Here is a 23415-nt window from a genome sequence, read left to right as displayed (position 1 = left end):
ATTAATGAAGCAAAAAGTTCTAATTGTTGATGATGAATCCTCTATCGTTACATTGGTGGACTATAATGTGAAGATGGCGGGATTTCAAACGGATGTAGCCTATGATGGGCTAGAAGCAATGAAGAAGGCTGAAGAAAATGATTATGATCTTATTATACTTGATTTAATGCTGCCGGGAATGGATGGGATGGAAGTATGTAAACATTTACGAAGCAATAAAATTAGTACCCCAATACTAATGCTTACTGCCAAAGATGATGAATTTGACAAAATATTGGGCTTGGAACTTGGAGCGGACGATTATTTAACCAAACCGTTCAGCCCTAAAGAGGTTGTCGCCCGAATAAAGGCAATTTTAAGAAGAACAAACGGCGAGCAACCTGTTAATAAAACGTTGCGCATAGGTAATTTAGTCATTTTTCCCGAACGATATGAGGTAGAAATGAATAATGAGATAATAACCTTTACACGAAAAGAATTTGAACTTTTATTCTATCTCGCTAAACATAAGGGGAAGGTTATATCGAGAGATCAGTTGCTCAATCGGATTTGGAATTATGACTTTATTGGAGACACGAGGATTGTCGATGTACACATAAGTCACCTGCGAGATAAAATTGAACCAACAACAAAAAAGCCCACGTATATTAAAACGATACGAGGGCTTGGCTATAAGATGGAGGAGCCACTAACATGAAGGCGTTATTTACAAAACCATTATTTAATTATGTATTAGGTATATTCATTTTAATTACAGGGACAGGATTCGTCTTGAGTCCGCTGACTGACAATTATATTATGTTATTTGCGGTGCTATTGACATTATATATAATCTTAGTGATCCTGATGCGTCATATTTATGATAAGTATATAAAACCGATCAAAAAGGTAACCAAAACCGTTGATGAAATGGTCAAAGGGAATTACCGAGCGAGGTTTTATCACACGGAAGATGGCGATATCGGTGAATTAAGTAATCGAGTGAATCAACTTGCACGTAATTTGAGTGAGCTTTCTATCCAAGAGCAAATGTATTCGGATCAATTGACTTCTGTCATTGATAATACAGAAAGTGGATTAGTACTTATTGATGAAAAAGGCTATATTCATCTGGTAAATCGTAAATTTATTTCTTTGTTTGGGAAAACATCCAGAGATTACGTCGGGTATCTTTATTATGAGGTACTGGACAATGAAATCATTCATGAAGCAGTGCAAAACACGTTTTTATACGAAAAAAATATGAAAGAATCCTTTACGCATTTTCGAGGTGTTCATAAACATTATTTAGAGATCGTTGGTGCGCCCATATTTGATGAACGAAATATGTTAAAAGGCGCTGTGCTGATGTTATATGATATAACAGAGATGAAAAAACTGGAATTGATGCGCAAAGACTTTGTTGCCAATGTATCGCATGAACTTAAAACACCTATTACGTCGATCAAAGGATTTGCTGAAACTCTTATGGACAGTGGATTTGATGATGAGAAAACAAGAGCCGAATTTACAAGGCTTATCTTCAATGAGAGCCACCGCCTTCAACTGCTCATTGAGGATTTATTGACATTATCCAAATTAGAGCGGGAGGATTTTCAACTTGACTTATCAGAAGTGAATACGAAACCGTTAGTTGATGAAGTTGTACCCGCGCTTGCGTTTAAAGCAAAACAAAAACAGCTTAAATTCCGATCTCATACTGAGGATATTTCCTTTATTGCTGACAGGGAAAGGATTAAGCAAGTATTTATTAACCTTTTGGATAATGCTATTCACTACACACCGGAAAATGGTGAAGTAACGTTAAACGTAGATGAGACAGAAGAATATGTGCGTATTGAAGTTGCGGATACCGGAATAGGTATTGATCAAAAGTTACTTACACGTATATTTGAACGATTTTATCGTGTTGACAAAGCACGGAGCAGAAATACGGGAGGAACTGGTTTAGGGTTGGCGATTGTCAAGCATATTGTTGAAGTTCATCATGGAGAAATAACAATTGATAGTGAATTGAATAAAGGAACGACCGTTCATGTTCATTTACCCAAAACGCCTGATAAATAACGACAAACATCCTCACTAACCTGAGGATGTTTTGTTATACTTACTCAAATAATAGATTAGTTTTCCTTTACTGATACAATAATGATAAAATAGGTACAGTGAGCAATAACATAGGAGGAAGCGTACATATGTCAAACAAACTCGTTTTAATCGATGGAAACAGTATTATTTACCGTGCTTTTTTTGCGTTGCCTTTGCTAAACAATGATAAAGGTGTATATACGAACGGAGTTTACGGATTTACAACAATGCTTCTTCGAATCTTAGAAGAGGAAAAACCAACACATATGCTTGTCGCCTTTGATGCTGGGAAAACGACATTTCGCCATGAAACATACAAAGAATATAAAGGAGGTCGTCAGAAAACACCTCCGGAATTATCGGAACAGTTTCCGCTCTTAAAGGAAGTACTTGATGGATTTCAAATAACACATTATCAATTAGAGAACTATGAAGCGGATGATATTATTGGAACTCTTTCTACACAAGGAAAAGACAGGGACTTTGATGTAACGGTTATATCAGGAGATAGAGATTTATTACAATTGGTGTCCGACGATGTAACGGTTCATTTAACGAAAAAGGGAATCAGTGAGGTGGAAAAATATACGCCCAGTTATATGAAGGAAAAAATGGAGATATCACCAGAACAGATTATTGATTTAAAAGCTTTGATGGGGGATAGCTCGGATAATATTCCTGGAGTTCCTGGAATTGGCCAGAAAACCGCTATAAAATTATTGAAACAACATAAAACACTAGAAGCAGTGTACAATCATATTGATGACGTCAGTGGGAAGAAACTAAAGGAAAAATTAGAAACATACAAAGAGAACGCATTTATGAGTAAAGAACTTGTTACAATTAAAAGGGATTCCCCTATAACCGTGAAGCTTGATGACCTTATCTTTGAAGGATACCAAGTGTCAACCGTTAGTAGTCTGTTTAAAGACCTGGGATTTCAGTCCCTATTAAATAAAATAGATGGAGAATCCATAGGAACGAAAGATAATAGTAATGAATTAGCAGACCTTGACTTTTCAATGGTCAATGAAGTCACGTCTGATATGTTCACAGGCAATGAGGCATTAGTAGTAGAAATGATTGATGAAAACTACCACAAGGCTGCGATCGAAGGGATTGGAATTGTAAATGAAAAACATGCTTACTATGTACCGACTGACGTAGCTCTTGAATCAGAAGTGTTTAAACAATGGGCAGAAGACGTGACTAAATTAAAAAGTGTTTTCGATGCCAAGAAATCGTTAGTCGCCTTATTAAATCGGGGCATCCATCTTCAAGGCATTACATTTGATATGTTCCTCGCTTCCTATTTGATTAATCCGTCTGAAAACAATCATGATATTCCCGCCATTGGTAATAGAATAGGGGAAACTGAAGTTCTGTTTGATGAAGAAGTCTATGGCAAAGGCGCAAAATTAAAAGTGCCTGAGGAGCCTATTTTGGCTGAACATATTGCACGGAAGACGAATATACTATTTTCCTCGAAAGAACACATGGAAGCCCGTCTGAAAACAAATGAGCAATATGAATTGTTTATAGATTTGGAGATGCCACTCACTCTCATCTTAGGGGAAATGGAATATGTGGGTGTACAGATTGATGTTGAACACTTAAAAGAGATAGGAAATAATCTCAAACAGCGATTATCTGATTTGGAAAAGGAAGTGTATGATCTTGCTGGTGAGGAGTTTAATTTGAATTCCCCGAAACAGCTTGGTCCCATTCTGTTTGAGAAGCTCAAGCTACCTGTAATAAAGAAAACAAAGACAGGTTATTCAACAGCAGCAGATGTTTTGGAAGAATTGAAACAGGAACATGAAATTATACCGAAGCTGCTTTTATACAGGCAGTTAGGCAAGCTTCAGTCAACCTATATCGAAGGATTGCTGAAAGTTGTAGATAAGTATACAGATAAAATTCATACACGTTTTAATCAGGCATTAACGCAAACAGGTAGATTAAGTTCCATGGAACCAAATCTGCAAAATATACCTATTCGTTTAGAGGAAGGAAGAAAAATTAGACAAGCATTTATACCAGCGAAAAAGGACTGGATCATGTTCTCTGCTGATTATTCACAAATTGAGTTGCGTGTGTTAGCACATATAGCAAATGACGAAAAGTTGGTTGCTGCTTTTAACAATGATGTGGATATTCATACACAAACAGCAATCGATGTTTTTCATGTAGATAAAGAACAAATAACAGCGAATATGCGTCGCCAGGCAAAAGCTGTTAATTTTGGTATTGTATACGGAATAAGTGACTATGGTCTTTCGCAAAGTCTAGGAATAACCAGAAAAGAAGCAAAATCATTTATTGAACGTTATTTTGCAAGTTATCCGGATGTAAAAACCTACATGGAAGAGATTGTCCAAGAAGCTAAACAGCATGGTTATGTTACGACATTAATGAAACGTCGAAGATACCTGCCTGAGATTACGAGTCGAAATTTCAATTTGCGCAGTTTTGCTGAACGTACTGCGATGAATACACCTATACAGGGCAGTGCTGCAGATATTATTAAGAAGGCAATGATTGATCTTGATGGTCAATTAAAAGAAGCAGGTCTGCAGTCTCGTATGCTGCTGCAAGTACATGATGAATTAATTATTGAAGCTCCAAAAGAAGAAGTGGAGCAGTTAAAAGAAATAGTGCCAGCGACGATGGAACAAACAGTCGACTTAAATGTACCACTTAAGGTCGATTATGCATATGGAAACAGCTGGTTTGATGCAAAATAAGGAGAATCATTTACATGCCGGAATTACCAGAGGTAGAAACAATAAAAGAAACATTAAAGCATCTCGTTATGCATAAAACAATCGAGGACGTAGCTATCTATTGGCCGAATATAGTCAAGGAGCCCGATGACGTAGAGCGTTTTAAAACACTCTTAGCAGGACAAACAATTCGGGATCTCACACGAAAAGGAAAATTCCTACTATTTCAGTTGGATGATTACGTGTTAGTTTCTCATTTGCGTATGGAGGGAAAGTATAGTGTTCACCAAGCTTCAGAGCCTGTAAAAAAACATACACATGTAATTTTTACGTTTACAGATGGTGGAGAACTTCGCTATAACGATGTACGTAAATTTGGTACCATGCATCTTTATAAAAGAGGGGAAGAAGGATCTCAAAAACCGTTGAACAAACTGGGGCCTGATCCTTTTGATGAAACTTTTACCCTTGATTATCTTTATAATAAATTAAAAAGCACAGACCGTGTGATTAAAGTTGTTTTATTGGATCAATCTATTATAAGTGGGCTTGGGAACATTTATGTTGATGAAACGTTATATAAAGCAAATGTCCATCCATTAAAACAATCCAGTAAATTAACGAAAAACGAAATAAAAGCAATTCAAAAGCAAATTATAGCAACCTTGGCCGATGCTGTTAAACAGGGAGGTACTACTATTCGTTCCTATGTGAATGTGCAAGGTGACATGGGTATGTTCCAGCAGGAGTTGTTTGTTTACGGCCAAGAAGATAAAGCCTGTCAAAAATGTGGAAGCCCTATCGTCAAAATAAAAGTTGGCGGCCGGGGGACCCATATATGTAATACCTGTCAAAAACTATAAAAGGAGATAGAAAGATGACGCTGATTATCGGATTAACAGGCAGTATCGCAAGTGGAAAAAGTACTGTTTCCTTAATGTTCGATGACTTGAATATACCCGTAATTGATGCAGATAAAATCTCAAGGGAAGTCGTAAAACCCGGTGAAAAAGCTTATGATAACATTATTCATGCATTTGGTGAGGATATTTTACGGGAGGATAATACGCTGGATCGGGAAAAGTTAGGTTCTATTGTCTTTGCTGATGAAGAAAGGCGAAAAACATTAAACCGTATTGTGCATCCTGCAGTCAGAGAAAAAATGCTTGAGCAACGAGATGCTTATGTACAAGCAGAAGAGCCTTTAGTTGTTCTCGATATACCTTTATTATTTGAGAGTAAGTTAACCCATTTTGTTGATAAGGTAGTAGTTGTCTATGTAGAGGAGAAAGTACAACTGCAACGTTTAATAAATCGGGACGGCTATACAGAAGAAGAAGCATACCAGCGTATCCGTGCTCAGATCCCTATTAAGGAAAAAGCGGAAAAAGCAGATGCTATTATCAATAATAATGGTGACAAATACGAATCCTATCAACAGTTGGAACAATTGGTAAAAGAATGGAAAGACGTATAACATATTATTTCCACAGTTGATAACTGTGACGTAAATATTATTTGCTATAATCGCCATTCAGGTCAGCGAAGGCGGATGCGTATCCTTAGGGCACGGCTTCAGCCTCCTCGCGGAAAAAATGCCGCTGCGGAGCTTCGGACACGTGCTATTTCCGCAAGAGTCACCGCTCTTCGCTACCCCAAACTGGCGAGGAAGGCGGCAGCTGCCACACTATTAGCGAAGTGTGTTTTCCGGAGTGAATCCTTGCTCTCAATGAGTGTTTGCAAAGGAATTATCATAATATCGAAGTTTATACCTTTTATTCAAAAATAATCATCTCTAAACAAACAGTTAAAATAAATAATTGGGTAACACATTTTAGCTTAAATATGTTATACTAATTGTATAAAACCAAAAAATAGTATAACGTAATTAGGGGGATTATTGATGAACAGGATCCGAATTGCTATAAATGGATTTGGCCGGATTGGGCGAATGGTCTTTCGTCAGGCGGTTATGGATGACAACCTAGAGGTCGTTGCAATTAATGCGAGCTATCCTTCAGCCACACTTGCACATTTAATAAAATACGATAGTGTTCATGGCATTTTTAACGAAGAAGTGAAAGCGTTTCATGATACACTAACTGTTAATCATAAAGAAGTTAAAATTGTAAACGCACGTGAACCGGATAAACTTCCGTGGAGGCAGCTGGATATTGATGTAGTCGTCGAAGCTACAGGTAAATTTAAAACGAGGGAAAGCGCGGGTCTGCATCTTCAGGCTGGTGCAAAGAAAGTGATTATTACAGCCCCTGGTAAACAAGTAGATAAGACAATCGTAATGGGTGTAAATGAAGCTACCTATCATCCACAAAAAGATGATGTGATTTCCAATGCTTCTTGTACAACAAATTGTTTAGCACCAGTAATGAAGGTATTGGATGATAACTTTACCGTAACCAGTGGTATGATGACAACAGTGCATGCGATTACAAACGATCAAAAGAATTTAGATAATCCGCATAAAGATTTGCGCAGGGCACGCGGGTGCACCCAATCTATTATTCCAACTTCAACTGGTGCGGCAAAGGCTATAGGTGAGGTAATGCCTCACTTAGATGGAAAACTACACGGTATGGCATTAAGGGTGCCCACACCAAATGTATCTTTGGTAGATTTAGTAGTAGATGTTAGAGAATCTATCACGGTTGATGTGATAAATCATGCATTTAAAAGAGCGTCTGAAAATAATTTGAAAGGAATTGTGGAGTATAGCGATGATCCACTCGTATCCATTGATTATACCACAACTGATTATTCAGCAATTATTGATGGATTATCCACTATTGTTTTGGAAGATAATAAACTCAAAGTTCTGGCATGGTATGATAATGAATGGGGTTATTCTAGGCGTGTGCTTGATTTAACAAATTATGTAGGAAACTATTTACACCAGGAGCAGGTGCAAATTTCATAATAAATAATAAAAAGTATCTATCGATTGCGGTAGATGCTTTTTTTCGAAATAGCAATCATAGCTAATAGTCTAATTTCAAATAGAAAAAGGGAGTTAAATGCTTCTAAAAAGTCATATCGGATACTCCCCCTTAGAATCTTCAAATAGTGAATGAATATTGTAAAATTACTTAAGTGATGAGTCATTCACGTTCTAAATCCAGAAAAAATGCATATGTATGTGTAGGGTTTAACTATTTGAGATTGGGGTGTAAAGTTACATGGATGAGAAGTCATCATCTTCAGAAAACAATCGGCATGTAGGTCAAAATGCGAAACAGGAGCAACTAAATCAGTATCGCATTAATAATGCTGGAGAGCCAATGACGACAGATGAAGGGAAAAAAAGATCACAAGATACGGATCAATTGAAAGCAGGCGTACGCGGCCCCTCATTACGTCAAGACTATGAGTTTTTTGAAAAAATGTCACGGTTTGACCATGAAGAGATTCCGGAAAGAGTAGTTCATGCTAGGGGTTATAGTGCGTATGGTGAGTTTGAATGTTATCAATCTATGAAAGATGTGACAAAGGCGGGATTTTTACAAGAAGCAGGTAAAACAACGCCATTAACGGTTCGATTTTCTACTGTACAGGGACCTAAAGGGTCGTATGATACGGCACGAGATTTACGTTGCCTCGGTGTAAAGATGTATACAGAAGAAGGAAATTATGATTTAACAACAATTGCCATGCCTGTATTAATTAATCAAGACGCGATGAAGTTTCCGGATGCGATGCATTCGTATCAATCGAAGCAAGCAAGTGATATACCAACAGCTACTGGTGCACATGATAGATTCTGGGATTATGTAGCCAATAATCCCGAAGCACTTCATATGGTACAGTGGATCATGACCGATCGGGGGATTTTGAGAAGTTATCGAATGATGGAATCGTGGTCTATTAATACGTACTTGTTCGTCAATGAGCAAGGAGTCGCAACTTTTGTTCGTTTTGTGTGGAAGCCTGTACTGGGTGTTCACTCTCTGCTTCAAGATGAGGCCATAAACCTTGGTGGTATCGATCCAGACTTCCATCGCAAAGACTTGCGAGAGGCGATTGATCAAGGAGCGTATCCGGAATATGAATTGGGCGTCCAGTTGATTTCGATGGAGGATGAATTTAAATTTGATTTTGATGTTCTCGATCCTGCCAAGTTTTGGCCAGAAGAGCTTGTCCCGGTTCGCAAGGTTGGTAAGATGACATTAAATCGAAATATTGATAATTACTTTACAGAGTCTGAACAAGTCGCATTTAATCCTGCCAACGTCGTTCCGGGAATCGATTTTTCCAATGACCCTGTCTTGCAAGGAAGATTACTGGCGTATCGAGATACACAACAACATCGACTTGGCAGCTCTAATTACGCAAACTTACCAATTAATCGACCACTCTGCCCATTTCATAATAATCAGCGACGAGGTTATATGAAGGAGCGAATCGATGTTGATCCAGTAAACTATCATCAAAATTCACTCGCAAATAATACACCATACACGGTCCCCCCGGAAGAAGGCGGTTATGTAAGTTATCCAGGCAAAGTAGAAGGATACAAAATTAGAGCCAGAAGCGATTCGTTCAAAGATTACTTTACACAACCAAGGATACTTTGGAACAGCATGACCCCTATTGAAAAGCAGCATACCATTGAAGGGTTTAGTTATCAACTTGGCAAGGTAAAAAGTAAATCGGTTCGCCAGCAAAATGCTAATTTACTAGTCAATGTGGATAAGGAAATGGCTTGCATTATTGCTGATAATATCGGTGTAGAACAACCAAGTGGATCCAATGTCCCCGTTTCCACAAGTTACCCTTCGCTTAGCCAGTACCATACACCAAAATATGCTTATACGCAAAAAGTAGGTGTACTAATTGGCGATGATTTTGATACAAATGAGGTAACAAGTGTACTTGACTATTTACAGCAATCCGGAGTATTTCTTGAAATTGTAAGTGAACAACTTGGTACGGTTACAGGATCAGATGGCACAAGTCTTAACGTTGATGCCATATTCATTACAAGGAGTCCTTATCTGTATGATGCACTTTACATCGTTGGTGGGCGTTCAAAAAATGAGGAAAAATTTAGCCAGGATATCATGACTTATGTAAGTCAAGCATATAAACACTATAAACCGATTGGAGTTGCAACGACTGGAGAAGCATATATGCATAGGTCGAGTAAAAATAATTTTGCTGGCGTGGTTTTTGCTAAAAACAATGAAAACTTTAGAGAGGATTTTGTTTCAGCTATCGCGCAGCAACGCTTTTGGAACAGAAAATAGAAAAGAACCGGCTTAATCACTTCATTGGTTAAGCCTCTGTTTATGTGAGTCTATATAATAAAATTTTTAAAAAAGAGAGATGTTTACTTCATAAAGGATCATGAATCGGGATAGATTTAAAATCTATCCTACTTTCGTTTGAAAATAAAAATTCAGGGAATAAAAATTAAAAGATGATATAAACACATACATGAAAAGGAGTTTTTTATATGACACCTGATCAAATAGGGTTTACATTATTATATTTAGGGGTATTTCTTCTCATTGGAAAATGGATTCGTGTACGTGTGAATTGGCTGCAAAATTTATTTCTTCCATCCTCCGTCATTGGAGGTTTTTTAGCGTTGCTATTAGGGCCTCAGGTTCTCGGGAAGATCATGGAGAATTTTGTTGGTGAAGATTCATTTTGGGCTACTGGAGTTATGACGCCGGAAGTGATGGAAGTCTGGGAAGCCTTGCCTGGGTTGATGATCAATGTGGTCTTTGCAACATTATTCCTAGGAGCAACGATCCCATCATTATCTAAAATATGGAAAATAGGTGGCCCGCAGCTTTCATTTGGCTGGACGATCGGCTGGGGGCAATATGTCATTGGTATTTTACTTGCTATCTTCGTTCTATCTCCGTTCTTTGGACTGCCACCAATGACAGGCGCTTTAATTGAAGTAGCATTTGAAGGCGGGCATGGTACCGCTGCAGGAATGCAAGGTACATTTGAAGAACTCGGGTTTTCTGAAGGATATGATCTTGCTATTGGTTTAGCCACTGTCGGTATTCTATCCGGTGTAATTGTAGGGATTATCTTAATTAATTGGGCAATACGTAAAGAAAAGACAAATGTGATTAAGGATGTCAAAGGATTTTCCACTTTAAGAAAGCAAGGAATAATGGAATTTGAAAAGCGAGATCATGCAGCTACAATGACGGTTCGTCCAGAATCGATTGAACCCCTTTCCTTACATTTTGCAGTTGTTGGACTGGCTGTTTTGGTGGGGTATGTAATACTGCAATTCTTAATTTGGCTGGAAGGAGCAACATGGGGAGCCTTTACAGGTTCTGAATTCATGACATACATTCCCTTATTCCCATTAGCAATGATTGGTGGTATCCTCCTGCAGATTTTCTTTAATAAAATAGATAATACAGAGATTATCGATCGGCAAATGATGAATCGAATCCAAGGATTTTCCCTTGATATATTAATTCTGACAGCGATTGCTACGGTTTCCCTTGATATTATTGGTCAGTATATTATTCCATTTCTGCTATTGGCAGCAGCAGGAATAGCATGGAACGTATTTGGCATTCTTTATTTAGCACCACGAATGATCCCATCCTACTGGTTTGAACGTGGTATCGGAGATTTCGGACAATCGATGGGCATAACAGCTACAGGTTTATTATTGATGCGAATAGCAGATCCCAAAAATGAATCACCTGCATTTGAAGGTTTTGGTTACAAGCAATTGATATATGAGCCATTTCTTGGTGGCGGATTGGTAACCGCCTTATCGATACCGCTAATCTATCAACTTGGGGCGATACCATTCTTTATTTTTGCAGTGGTTATGTGTGTCATTGGTGCATTAACCGGGTTATTATATTTTGGTAAAAAGAAATCATAAATGAAGGAAGGGAGAGATCATTGAGTTCCCATCAAGTACTGCTTTTGCTGTTCATTGGATATATCGTATTCTCTATGGATAAAAAACAAACCTATTTTCCGGTACCCGTTGTTTTAGTGATAGTAGGTTTAGCCCTTGCTTTTGTACCTTATTTTGATGATATAACGATTTCTAAAGAATTGTTATTTAATGTGTTTTTGCCTGCGTTGTTATTTACTTCCGCCTATAACTTTCCGCTTGATTATTTGCGAAAAAATAAATGGATAGTCATCTGTCTTGGTACGCTTGGTTTGCTATTAACCGTCATATTGCTAGGGTCAGCTATTTATGTTGTCAGTGCTACTTTTATACAAATGTCGTTTGTAGGAGCATTATTGATGGCCTCCATACTTTCGCCTACGGATCCGGTTTCTGTCGTTTCTATTTTAAAAAGCGCATTAAGTAATGAAAAAATAGCCGATGTTGTAGAAAGCGAATCGTTATTAAATGATGGTACGAGCATTGTACTTTTCTCTATATTTTTCGGGATGTTTGTCCAAGAAACAAGCTTTTCTATCGGCGCATTCCTCGGAGAATTTTTATTTGTATCTATCGGTGGTGTTGCCCTTGGTGTTACGTTTGGATGGCTAATGAGTAAAGCAGTGCATTATTCATCACACCGAACCTATCAAGTAATGTTAAGTTTGATTGTTGCCTATGGCAGTTTTTACCTTGGTGAATTAGTAGGCGTTTCCGGTGTACTATCCACGGTGACAGCAGGAATGATGCTCTCCTGGGAATTCGGAAAAAATATCAAAGAGGCTCATTTTCGAGATTCTCTGGACGGATTTTGGAACATTGTAGAGCCATCTCTGTTAGCCTTGCTGTTTTTGCTAATCGGCATCCAGGCAGCAGACTATTTAGTCTTTTCTCAGTGGACACTGGCGGTTATCATTTTTATTTTATCGTTAGTCACTCGCTGGTTGGCATTCACGGGATTAACTCAAATCATACCCGCATGGAGAAGCGAATTCACTTTAAAAGATAGTTCGCTGATTACATGGGCAGGTATAAAGGGAACGATGTCTGTAGCGTTACTTATGGGACTTGAAGCAGCAGCTAGTAATGATGATATCCTCATCTCTCTAACTTTCGCTGTGATTCTGCTTTCATTAGTCGTTCAAAGTGTAGGTGTATATCCGTTAACAAAACGATTAAAAATTTAGAATGTAACACCTCCAATGACAGATTGTTTTCGATTGTATGATAAAGAAGGGTAATCTTGAAAAAAGGGACCTTTCTTAATAACGATAATTGTATGCAACAGTACATTGGGGGTGCTTTTGTGGTAAAATTTAATTAAGAGATGTTTACGCCGTCCTAGTTTAGTACTCTGGATTTGCACTTGAAATGTTATAATCAAACTGCAGTATACTTGAAACGAGGGCTTGACCATGGAGAAAATAATGATTGTCGAAGATGACATAAAAATTGCGAATCATTTGTATACCTTTATAGAAAAATACAGCTATGATGTTGTTATAGCCGATGACTTTGAAAACTTGATGACTACGTTTCGTAGTTATCTTCCGGATCTTGTTTTACTTGATATCAACCTTCCTAGTTTTGATGGATTCTATTGGTGTAGACAAATTCGTCTTGAATCGATCTGTCCCGTTATTTTTATTTCTGCTCGGACTGGGGAAATGGATCAGGTGATGGCGCTGGAAAATGGCGGGGACGATTTTATTACAAAGCCCTTTCATCCGGATATTGTCATGGCAAAAATACGCAGTCAATTGCGCCGGGCTTATGGGGAATATGCGGCGAAACATGAGGAGAGAATCCTTCAAAAGCATGGGCTCAAGCTTTTTCCAGAACGATTTGAGCTCAAATTTGCCAGTAATACAGTTGCGCTCACCAAGAAAGAGACAGATATCATCGAAAGCTTGATGGACAGACATCCAAGGGTGGCCGGTAGGGAAGACTTACTGGAAAAATTATGGGATGATCAAACGTTTGTCGATGAAAATACACTGAATGTAAATATTACCCGTGTTCGGAAAAAATTCCAAGAGCTTGGAATCAATGATGCTGTGGAAACGGTTAGAGGTGCAGGCTACCGGCTTCATGTGACATGGGATGAGGCGACTCCACTATGAAGTTATTCATGAATGAAAATAAATTATTGATCGGATTGCAATGTTTTCAGTTTCTCATGGTTTTTTTCGTTCTATGGTTGGATGGATACCGTGAGATTCAAACGATAAGCTATGTGGTTTTTCTTGGATTTTTCTTATTTGGCTGTTATCTTGTCTATCATTATTTTACTAGAAGAAAATATTACCAACGGCTTGAGAAACCGTTGGAGTCACTTGATGAATCATTGCAAAAAACGGAATCTGTTCCGATTGCAAAAGCGCTCGATCATTTGTTGAAATCGCAGTACAAGTTATACACAGCACAACTTAGCGAAATTGATTCCAGTAAAGAAGAACATTTTACGTTTATCGATCGATGGGTGCATCAAATGAAAACACCGCTTTCAGTAATTGAATTGACTGCTCAAAATCTCGATGAACCGGAATCATCGAATATTCGAGAAGAAACCGAGCAGATAAAGACAGGCTTGAATACGGTTTTGTATATGGCGCGCCTTAGGACGATTGAGCAGGATTTCCAGATTAAACCAGTAGATGTAGAGGAGCTTGTTCATGAAATTAACCAGGATAATAAACGTTTTTTTATCCGGAATGAAGTCTATCCAAAATTGGAAAAAGACAAATCCAGGATCGTCGTAGAATCAGATGAGAAGTGGCTGTTGTTTATCATGACACAGCTCATCCAAAATGCGGTGAAATATTCGGCAGGAAGAAGCAAGCAAATCATTCTTTCTCTTTATGAACGTAAGGGGGCGGCTGTTTTTGAAGTGAAGGACTTTGGAATAGGGATTCCGGAAGCTGATCGTAAGCGAATCTTTCATGCATTTTATACTGGTGAAAATGGGCGTAAGTTCCGAGAATCAACCGGTATGGGGCTGTATCTTGTCAAAGAGGTGTCCGATTATCTGGGACATGCTATTGAGGTGGAAAGTACAATCGGTGAAGGGACAAAATTTCGCATTGTATTTTCATCTGCACAAAACATTACATCACTGTAAGGAAAATGAAAGAATGATCCATGGTGTGACAAGGCTAAGGGCGATACACTGATAGTAGCAAATATGTATGGGGCAATTATTTAAGTTTGCCATCCGTGAAAGGAGACCATTATGTTACAAATAAAAAATGCTAGTAAAGTGTACGAAGGAAAAATTGCCTATAAGGCTTTGTCAGCGATTGATCTGGAAATTGAAAAGGGTGAGTTCGTCGCAATTATGGGACCATCCGGAAGCGGGAAGACGACCCTTCTCAATATGATTGCTACCATCGATGAACCTACATCGGGGGAAGTTCTGATTGAAAGGAAAAATCCACATAAGTTGAATAAGAATGAGCTTGCCAAATTCAGGAGACGAGAATTAGGATTTGTGTTTCAAGAATTTAACCTCTTGCACACATTGACAGTTGAGGAAAATATTGTTTTGCCACTTACGTTGGATGGAGCACGTGTCAAGGATATGAAAAATAAAGCAGAGGTTATAGCGAAAAAACTTGGTATTTCCCAGATCATGGATAAGCGTACCTATGAAATATCCGGTGGTCAAGCACAGCGCGCAGCTACTGCCAGAGCAATGATCCATCAGCCCAAATTACTACTTGCGGATGAACCGACAGGAAACTTAGATTCCAAAGCTTCTAAAGATGTGATGGAAATGTTTGAAGCCATCAATAAAGAGGATGGGACAACGATGATGCTTGTTACCCATGATCCGCAGGCAGCGAGCTATTCTGATCGGGTTGTTTTCATTCGTGATGGGAAATTTTATTCGGAAATTCACCGTGGGGAGAGCCGGCAAACCTTTTTCCAAAAAATTATTGATACGCTTTCCCTGATGGGAGGGGATGACAGTGACTTTTCGTCAGTTCGCGTTTAATAATGTCATCCGCAACAAACGGTTGTATGCTGCTTATTTCTTGAGTAGCCTGTTCACCGTGATGGTTTTCTTTGCATTCGCCATCTTTGCCTTTCATCCGGCTTTTATGGATGGATCGATTCGAGGTGAAATATTGTACGGCATGGCGATTGCCGGGGGAATCATTTATGTGTTTTCTTTCTTTTTTGTCTTGTACTCCATGAGTTCGTTTTTGCAGTCGCGCAAGAGAGAGTTCGGACTGCTGATGATGCAGGGGATGTCCACGAAACAAATCCGTCTAATGGTATTTATGGAAAATATGCTGATCGGTTTTCTTGCTACATTGGGCGGTATTATACTTGGTCTTGTCTTTGCCAAGGCGATATTACTGCTTGCGGAAAATGTCCTCGTTATTGATGAAACACTTAATTTTTATTTTCCGACAGCGGCGATGATCTTAACATTTGTATCGTTTATTATTTTGTTTATATGTATTTCACTATTCGTGTCATTTATTCTCCGTACACGAAAATTGATCGACTTAATCAAAGGGGATGTGCGATCAAAAGGTGAGCCAAAAGCATCCATTATACTTACAATTATTGCTGCAATTCTACTTATCGTCGGCTATGGCACGGCTCTATCTGTAGAAGGAATACAGGTCGTTGTTGCCATGATGCCAGTGATTATTGTTGTCACTATTGGAACATATTTGCTATTTACCCAATTAAGTGTCTATGTCATCCGACGTTTGAAACGAAGCAAGCGATTTTTTTGGCGTAAAACAAATATGGTGCTTTTTTCTGATTTATCATTCCGAATGAAGGATAACGCACGAACATTTTTTATGGTGGCCATTATTTCAACTGTTGCTTTTAGCGCCATTGGTTCCTTATATGGTTTCCAGTCGTATGCGACAAGAGGGCTGGAGGAGATGCATCCGTTCACATTTTCGTATAATTCCAATCCGGATGATCAGGAAGGCGATATGGAAAAAGATATTGGCATCATTGAAAAAACAATGGATGCATATCATATTCAAACAGACGCACGTGTCGTTGACATGAATTATTTTAACCAGAATGATGAAGATGTGTTAATTACCAACGAATCTGACTATAATCAAGTGGCAGCACTGATTGGTGAAAAAAAGGTTCAGGTAGAAGATGATGAAGCGATTGTTGTAGCAGATAGCGATAGAGTGTTAATGCCTGGCAGTGAATCGGATAGATTGATGAATGTTCCGATTGAATTGGCAGATGGTACAACCATAGAACCAAGCAGGATGATGGAAGCTCATGTGCTGCCGGAGATGTTTTCCTATTACATTATCAGTGATGATAGGTATGAACAGTTACCACAACCTACTTCCACGGAGACGAATGTAGCATGGATTGCGGATAATGCACAGCATGATACACTTGTACAGGTAGGGGAAGATATATTTAATGAAATAGGTGGCTATAACTTTTTAGCAATCGACCACACCATTTATCAAATTAATAAAGCATATGGTCCTATCATGTTTATTGGATTATTCATCGGGATCGTGTTCTTTGTTTCCGCTGGAAGCTTTCTGTATTTCCGTCTTTATACCGATCTTGATGATGATAAGGAAAAATTCAAGACGATTGCGAAAATGGGGTTGACGAATTCCGAATTGAAAAAAGTGATCAACCGACAAACAGCAATTTTATTTTTCGCACCGATTGTTGTTGCACTTGTTCATGGAGCAGTAGCACTAACGGCGCTCTCACACATGTTTGATTATAACCTTCTACAGGAGTCGACGCTTGTGCTTGGCAGTTTTGCATTGATTCAGGTTGTGTATTTTGGGATAGTAAGGTATTTTTATACGAAACAAATACGAGAAGCTATTTACTAGGTTATGAACCATCGAATGCCCGAAAAAAGTTGACTTATTCTCGCCAAAAACATATAATGAAATTATACTTTTAAAGGACAAGGAGGATTATTAAAAATGACACATGCGATGAGACTACGTTTCTCAGCTTTGAACCAGTAATTGAATATGTTCAAAGGCTCTGTTTGTATCAGAGTAAACGGGTTTGGTCTGTCCTTTTTTAATAATCTTCATTTCATATTTTAGATAAATACATTTCGACCAGATTGACAAAGGTGATGTATGTATAAAAATATGCAATGGTTAGAAAGGTGGATTGTTCTGCCTTTCTTTCTTTATGTCAAATTTCCCTTCATATGTTAAAGACAGGTTTATCTACTAGCGCTTTCTTTTCATAAGGATGGTTTCGGTATCTTTCCCTTTACTCTCAGTCACAAGCAGATGCTTGTGACTTTTTAAATGGAGTCAGTAAAACGGTGAAGGAGGAAATTGAAGGATGCAATTCTTACTATTCTTCTGATACGAGCTCAAATAGCAATAAAAGCTCGTATCGATCCTGGCTATCGGTACGAAATTACAACATTTCGGGGGGTAGCAAAGATGGAACCATTATGTTTTGAATTAGAAAATGTCGAAGTCACGTATTTAGATAAAGAGATAGTAAAGATTGATCGGTTAGCTGTACATCAATTTGACCGCATTGGGATCGTTGGGAAAAATGGTGCAGGAAAAAGCACGTTATTAAAACTACTTGCCGGTATTATTCAACCATCAAAAGGGAACGTGAATATCCATGCAGAGTCTGGTTATTTTGAACAAGTGGAGGCGCCTGTAGACAGAGAGACTGACCCCGCGTTACTTGGAAAATTAGCTACTGCACAACATTCTGAGTGGCGAAGCGGCGGAGAGCAAACAAGACTTAAAATGGCACAACTGTTTACACATTATCACGAAGCATTACTAATGGATGAGCCGACAACCCACTTGGATCAAGCCGGTATAGAATTTGTACTTGATCAATTACGCTATTATTATGGAGCACTTGTGTTAATTAGTCATGACCGCGCTGTACTCGACGAACTCGTTACAACAATCTGGGAAGTACATGAAGGCACGGTACGTGTTTATGCAGGGAATTACAGCGCGTATATGGAGCAAAAGCAGCTGGAGCGAGAACAACAAAGTCAGGCGCATGAACAATTTCTTAAGGAAAAAAGCCGGCTTGAAAAAGCTGCACAGGAAAAGATGAAAAAAGCGGAAAAAGTTGCTCAAGCTGGACGTATGTCCAAAAAAGAAGCAAATGCAAAACCGGATAAATCGTTCATGACGAAATCAAAAGGATCTAGCCAAAAGAGCGTTCAACGTGCGGCAAAAGCGATTGAATCTCGACTGGAAAACCTTGAGGAAGTCGAAGCTTTGCAAGAAGAAAGACAAATCGTATTCCGACAGTCCAAAGCATTGGAATTGCATAATAAATTCCCGATTATGGCAGACCGATTCACACTTCAAATAGAGAGCAACGTCTTATTAGATAAGGTAAGTTTTCAATTTCCACTCGGGAAAAAAATTGCAATTACAGGCGCGAATGGCAGTGGCAAAAGTACATTGCTTCATCATATTGCAAATAATAGAGAGGGATTGACGATCTCACCAAAAGCTAAAATTGGTTACTTTCAACAAATGAGTTATCAATTTACAACTGATAAAACGGTGCTTGAACACGTGAAAAGCGTTTCCGACTATGATGAAGGATTTTTACGAAGTGTTTTACATTCAATGCAGTTTGTTGGTACAGATATACAAAAAAAGGTGACGTCACTAAGTGGAGGTGAGGCTATTCGTCTTCAACTTTGTCAGCTGTTCTTAGGGGAATATAATATTTTATTATTAGACGAACCTACTAATTTTTTAGATATTCAAGCTATCGAAGCATTAGAACAGTTTATAACAGGCTATAAAGGAACGATTCTTTTTGTTACCCATGACCGAGCATTCATTAAGAATGTAGCAGATATAAACTATCATATTTTTGAGAAAAAAATGGAATCCAACGTGATTTCAAATGAACACGATATGGAGTAATAAAAAACCAAACATTTAAATGACCACCTCTTTAGGGTGGTCATTTAAATGTTTATACGACTATTCGGTTGATGATGATTATAAAATATGTTAGTTTTATAAATAGAAAGGTCATTCTATCTAAAAAGGGGTATGGTATGCATACATCAGTAAAAAAAGAGGCGCTCTTAAATGTGGCAGAAAGACTATTTTATGAACATGGCTTTCGAGGTGTTGGCCTCAAGCAGATTATCAGTGAGGCCGATGTAGCGACAATGACGCTTTATAATCATTTTTCATCAAAAGATCATTTAGTGGAAGAGGTTTTAAAGCAAAGGGAAGAAAGATATTGGTCGTACTTAGATAATTTTAAGCAGGGAGAGAGCGATTCTCCTTTTCTTACGGCGGTGGAAGCTCATGGAAAATGGCTGGAAGAAGAGTCCTATCAAGGGGATATGTTTTTACGAGCGATAGAAGATTATGCGGGGACCAATAATGACATTGAAAGTATTGCCCGTTCACATAAATCAAAACTTCTGCGTTATTTTCAAATTTTGGCGAAACAAAATGGTGAAGAAAGTTACAAAGATCTAGCTCATTATTTTACACTGTTGCTTGAAGGAGCAACTTCGATGACTACATTGATAGGAGCAGAAAAAGCGACGGAATATTCTGTGGCGATGGCCAAGAAGATTATTTAGCTGCCATCGTTCCTTTTTTATATATAAACTATAAAGGTCGTTCTATATACTGATGATTGGAGAGAGGTGTCATGAAGTTTTCAAGATTGGTCATACCAGGAATCACGATGATCGCTGTTACGTATGGACTTGCAAGATTTAGCTACGGGTTGTTGCTTCCAAATATCAATAATAGTTTGGAAATGTCCTCGTTTGTTTCCGGTATAATCTCTTCCCTTTTCTATCTTGCTTATTGTTTTGCAATCATACTCTCTACTGTTCTAACGACCGATAAGGGGCCTCGTATCATGATTCTTGCTGCCGGTACTTCTGCTTTTCTTGGTTTATTAATCATGGGAACATCTCCTAATGTATGGCTATTAGGGTTAGGTGTCCTATTTGCCGGCGCAAGCACTGGGCTTGTATCACCGCCATACGGCGCATCGGTTTCCCTTTGGATTGAACATAAAAAACAAGGAAAAGCCAATACATGGATTAACTCCGGTACTAGTATCGGTATTGTCCTCGCGGGGGCAGGGGCGCTTATGCTTGCTTCAGAGTGGAGGTTAACCTATCTTATCTATGCGTTTATTGCGCTGTTTGCACTTGTATGGAATGCAAAGGTGATCCCACCAATCAGTTCTGATCCCAACGTGAAATTTCATAAAGGGGAATTTTCTTTTAGAGGGGTGAAAGGCGCTGTGCCCTTGATCATTTGTTCAACAGTACTTGGCATATCGACGGCGGCTTTTTGGACCTTCTCCATTGATTTTATTGGAACAACGGGATCCTATAGTGGCTGGCAGTTACCTCTGTTTTGGATAATCATCGGTGTTTTTGGTATATTAGGAGGCTTCTCTGGGTCACTTATTGAACGTTTCGGGCTTCCATGGGCTTACAAATGGGCGAGTCTCGTCATTGGTGCTGCTTCTATCTTACTTGCTTGGCTCCCGGAACAATGGGTTGCGGCATACATTTCAGCTGCTTTATTTGGGATTGCATATATCTTTATCACAGGTGTTTTAATGGTTTGGGGCATAAGGATATTTATTACCAATGCTTCTTTAGGGATTGGCACTCCTTTTTTACTTCTTGCTGTTGGGCAAGTCATCGGTTCCTTATTTGCAGGTATGCTTATTGATCTTGTCGGATTTGCTTTTACATTCGCAATCTATGGCCTCATGGGTATTCTCGCAATGATTCTTGGACCAAGAGAGATTAAGAATAGGGTATCGAAATATAGGGGGTGAATTGTTAGCCTAAAAGAATCCCATAGTAAATTAGTTTCTATGGGATCCAATCTTTGAAATTATTCTTTTCAACCCTTAATTCCAACCTGTCCATCCACGTTCATATTGAACTGGAATATCCAGCTTGTCTTTCTGATGGACATCCTGAGAAGCTTTTAACGGGAAGTAGGGATTTCGTAACATTTCTCTTCCCATGAGAACGATGTCAGCACGCTCATTACGAATGTGATCGTCTGCTTGCATGCCTTGGTTAATTAATCCAACGGCAGCTGTTGCAATATCTGCTGCATGACGGATTTTTTCTGAAAATGGAACTTGATAACTTGGTCCAACATTAATCGATGGATTTGGTGTATTTCCTCCCGTACTACAATCAATAAGATCTACTCCTTCTTTTTTTAAGCGTTTGGAAAGTTCGATGGAATCTTCAATAGTCCAACCGCCATCTACCCAATCGGTGCTAGATATGCGAACAGTGAACGGTAAATTGTCCGGCCACTCTTGGCGCATTAATCGAACTGTTTCTATCACAAATCGAATCCGGTTGTCAAAACTGCCTCCATATTGATCTGTACGTTCGTTACTTAGAGGTGAATAGAAACTGTGCGCTAAATAGCCGTGTGCGGCATGAAATTCAACCCATTGAAATCCCGCTTCCCGTGCTCTGATTGTTGCTTGACGAAATGCTTCTTGAATCTGTTGGATGTCTTCAAGCGACAATGCTTTTGGTGTTCGATTTTTCTCGGAAAAGGGAATAGCACTTGGTCCGATAATTTCCCACCCACCTTGATGGTCAGGTACATCGACACCGTACTCCTTTTGTTTCCAGGGAGCATATGTAGATGCTTTTCTTCCTGCGTGTGCCAGCTGAATCCCCGGAACAGCTCCTTGATCTTTGATAAATCGTGTCATTCGTTCGAAAGGTTCTACATGTTTTTCGGAATAAATACCTAGATCTTCAGGAGAAATTCGTCCCCGTGGTTCAACAGATGTAGCTTCTACAATGACAAGTCCTGCACCGCCAACGGCACGTGAACCAAGGTGAACAAGATGCCAATCATTCGGAATCCCGTCATCAGCACTATATTGACACATGGGGGAGACCCCGATTCTGTTTCGTAACGTTATATCCTTAATTGTTAATGGAGAAAAAAGATGTGGCATGAAAAAGCCTCCTATTTTTTATAGTATCCTTTTCTTATTACAGCAATATCATAATTCAACTATGTTTCTCTGGTCAATGGAACTGCCTCAGGAGATAATTGTCTATTAGCATCTAGGCTACAAATAGACCTCTTTGTTTGCAAATGATTATCACTATCAGTAAAGTGAAGGTTAGGTGACATCATAGTGAAAGAGGGATTAGAGATGAGCAAGGTTTTAATGCTTTACACCAGTCTAACCGGAAATACGGAATGGATGGCAGAAGCAATACTAAAACAATTGGAACAATATAATCATCAAGTAGTTACCAAATTATTTGAAGATAACGAAATAGAGCCGAATGAAATTTTAGATTATGATGCCATATTCATTGGTGTTTATACATGGGTCGATGGTGACTTACCACTCGAAGCAGAGGATTTTTATGACAAATTATATGATATGGATTTAAGCGGAAAAATTTGTGGCGTGTTTGGCTCAGCAGACACCTCTTATGAGCAATATGGCACTGCAGTTGGCATGGTCTATGAGCAATTGGAAATATTAGGTGCTAGCATGATTCCAGATAGAATAATAGTAGATCTAGAGCCAAATTCGGAGGAATTAGAAAGATGTAAAAGCTTGGCAGATACAGCATGTGAAATGATTAGGCAAAAGGCTGAAAAGTAAAAATGGGGGAAGCACGATGCCCATTAATGAATA

Annotated in this window: 19 protein-coding genes; 18 read left to right on the top strand and 1 reads right to left on the bottom strand. The window is 38.7% G+C overall.

Annotated elements, in window-relative coordinates:
• Nucleotides 1–4: 4 nt before the first annotated feature.
• From KFZ56_RS12455 to KFZ56_RS12375, 17 genes are all read left to right on the top strand, one after another.
• Entirely contained in the window at nt 5–697 is a 693-nt protein-coding gene (locus KFZ56_RS12455) for a response regulator transcription factor (RefSeq protein WP_222642245.1), read from the top strand.
• Nucleotides 694–2067, top strand: a complete 1374-nt coding sequence (gene pnpS / locus KFZ56_RS12450) for a two-component system histidine kinase PnpS (RefSeq protein ID WP_222642244.1) — start codon at nt 694–696, stop codon at nt 2065–2067. The genes KFZ56_RS12455 and pnpS overlap by 4 nt, the downstream gene beginning before the upstream one ends.
• A gap of 128 nt (nt 2068–2195) precedes the next feature.
• Complete coding sequence (polA, locus tag KFZ56_RS12445; protein WP_222642243.1) at nt 2196–4835, top strand: DNA polymerase I; 2640 nt, start codon at nt 2196–2198, stop codon at nt 4833–4835.
• Nucleotides 4836–4849: 14 nt separating this feature from the next.
• Nucleotides 4850–5677 (top strand): DNA-formamidopyrimidine glycosylase, encoded by an 828-nt coding sequence (gene mutM, locus KFZ56_RS12440; protein ID WP_222642242.1) that lies wholly within the window; start codon nt 4850–4852, stop codon nt 5675–5677.
• A 14-nt stretch (nt 5678–5691) separates the two neighbouring features.
• On the top strand, nt 5692–6291 hold the full coding sequence (gene coaE, locus KFZ56_RS12435) for a dephospho-CoA kinase (RefSeq protein ID WP_222642241.1): 600 nt from the start codon (nt 5692–5694) through the stop codon (nt 6289–6291).
• Between the two features lie 426 nt (nt 6292–6717).
• On the top strand, nt 6718–7749 hold the full coding sequence (locus KFZ56_RS12430; protein ID WP_222642240.1) for a glyceraldehyde-3-phosphate dehydrogenase: 1032 nt from the start codon (nt 6718–6720) through the stop codon (nt 7747–7749).
• A gap of 259 nt (nt 7750–8008) precedes the next feature.
• Nucleotides 8009–10075 carry a catalase gene (locus tag KFZ56_RS12425; protein ID WP_222642239.1) on the top strand — a complete coding sequence of 689 codons (2067 nt, stop codon included), beginning with the start codon at nt 8009–8011 and terminating at the stop codon, nt 10073–10075.
• Between the two features lie 209 nt (nt 10076–10284).
• The gene (locus tag KFZ56_RS12420; RefSeq protein WP_222642238.1) at nt 10285–11700 is read left to right on the top strand and encodes a sodium/glutamate symporter; all 1416 of its coding nucleotides are present in this window, start codon (nt 10285–10287) and stop codon (nt 11698–11700) included.
• A 20-nt stretch (nt 11701–11720) separates the two neighbouring features.
• Nucleotides 11721–12905 carry a cation:proton antiporter gene (locus KFZ56_RS12415; protein ID WP_222642237.1) on the top strand — a complete coding sequence of 395 codons (1185 nt, stop codon included), beginning with the start codon at nt 11721–11723 and terminating at the stop codon, nt 12903–12905.
• A gap of 228 nt (nt 12906–13133) precedes the next feature.
• Entirely contained in the window at nt 13134–13841 is a 708-nt protein-coding gene (locus tag KFZ56_RS12410) for a response regulator transcription factor (protein WP_222642236.1), read from the top strand.
• A complete protein-coding gene (locus KFZ56_RS12405) occupies nt 13838–14839 on the top strand; it encodes a sensor histidine kinase (protein WP_222642235.1) in 1002 nt (333 codons plus the stop codon). The genes KFZ56_RS12410 and KFZ56_RS12405 overlap by 4 nt, the downstream gene beginning before the upstream one ends.
• A 111-nt stretch (nt 14840–14950) precedes the next feature.
• Entirely contained in the window at nt 14951–15715 is a 765-nt protein-coding gene (locus KFZ56_RS12400) for an ABC transporter ATP-binding protein (RefSeq protein ID WP_222642234.1), read from the top strand.
• Entirely contained in the window at nt 15690–17579 is a 1890-nt protein-coding gene (locus KFZ56_RS12395; RefSeq protein WP_222642233.1) for an ABC transporter permease, read from the top strand. The genes KFZ56_RS12400 and KFZ56_RS12395 overlap by 26 nt, the downstream gene beginning before the upstream one ends.
• A gap of 96 nt (nt 17580–17675) precedes the next feature.
• Nucleotides 17676–17720, top strand: a complete 45-nt coding sequence (locus tag KFZ56_RS20080) for an erythromycin resistance leader peptide (protein WP_222643981.1) — start codon at nt 17676–17678, stop codon at nt 17718–17720.
• A 438-nt stretch (nt 17721–18158) separates the two neighbouring features.
• A complete protein-coding gene (locus tag KFZ56_RS12385; RefSeq protein ID WP_222642232.1) occupies nt 18159–19640 on the top strand; it encodes an Msr family ABC-F type ribosomal protection protein in 1482 nt (493 codons plus the stop codon).
• Nucleotides 19641–19777: 137 nt separating this feature from the next.
• Nucleotides 19778–20320, top strand: a complete 543-nt coding sequence (locus KFZ56_RS12380) for a TetR/AcrR family transcriptional regulator (RefSeq protein ID WP_222642231.1) — start codon at nt 19778–19780, stop codon at nt 20318–20320.
• A gap of 71 nt (nt 20321–20391) precedes the next feature.
• Entirely contained in the window at nt 20392–21549 is a 1158-nt protein-coding gene (locus KFZ56_RS12375) for an MFS transporter (RefSeq protein ID WP_222642230.1), read from the top strand.
• A gap of 75 nt (nt 21550–21624) precedes the next feature.
• Here KFZ56_RS12375 and KFZ56_RS12370 read toward each other — a convergent pair whose 3' ends face one another.
• A complete protein-coding gene (locus tag KFZ56_RS12370; protein ID WP_222642229.1) occupies nt 21625–22713 on the bottom strand; it encodes an NADH:flavin oxidoreductase/NADH oxidase in 1089 nt (362 codons plus the stop codon).
• A gap of 204 nt (nt 22714–22917) precedes the next feature.
• Here KFZ56_RS12370 and KFZ56_RS12365 point away from each other — a divergent pair, with 204 nt between their 5' ends.
• The gene (locus KFZ56_RS12365; RefSeq protein WP_222642228.1) at nt 22918–23382 is read left to right on the top strand and encodes a flavodoxin domain-containing protein; all 465 of its coding nucleotides are present in this window, start codon (nt 22918–22920) and stop codon (nt 23380–23382) included.
• Nucleotides 23383–23415 lie beyond the last annotated feature (33 nt).

Origin of the sequence: Virgibacillus sp. NKC19-3, from assembly GCF_019837165.1 — a bacterium.
Classification (GTDB): Bacteria; Bacillota; Bacilli; order Bacillales; family Amphibacillaceae; genus Virgibacillus_L; species Virgibacillus_L saliphilus.
The sequence above is the reverse complement of the archived record's forward strand: the minus strand, read 5'-3'. Positions and strand labels throughout refer to the sequence as shown.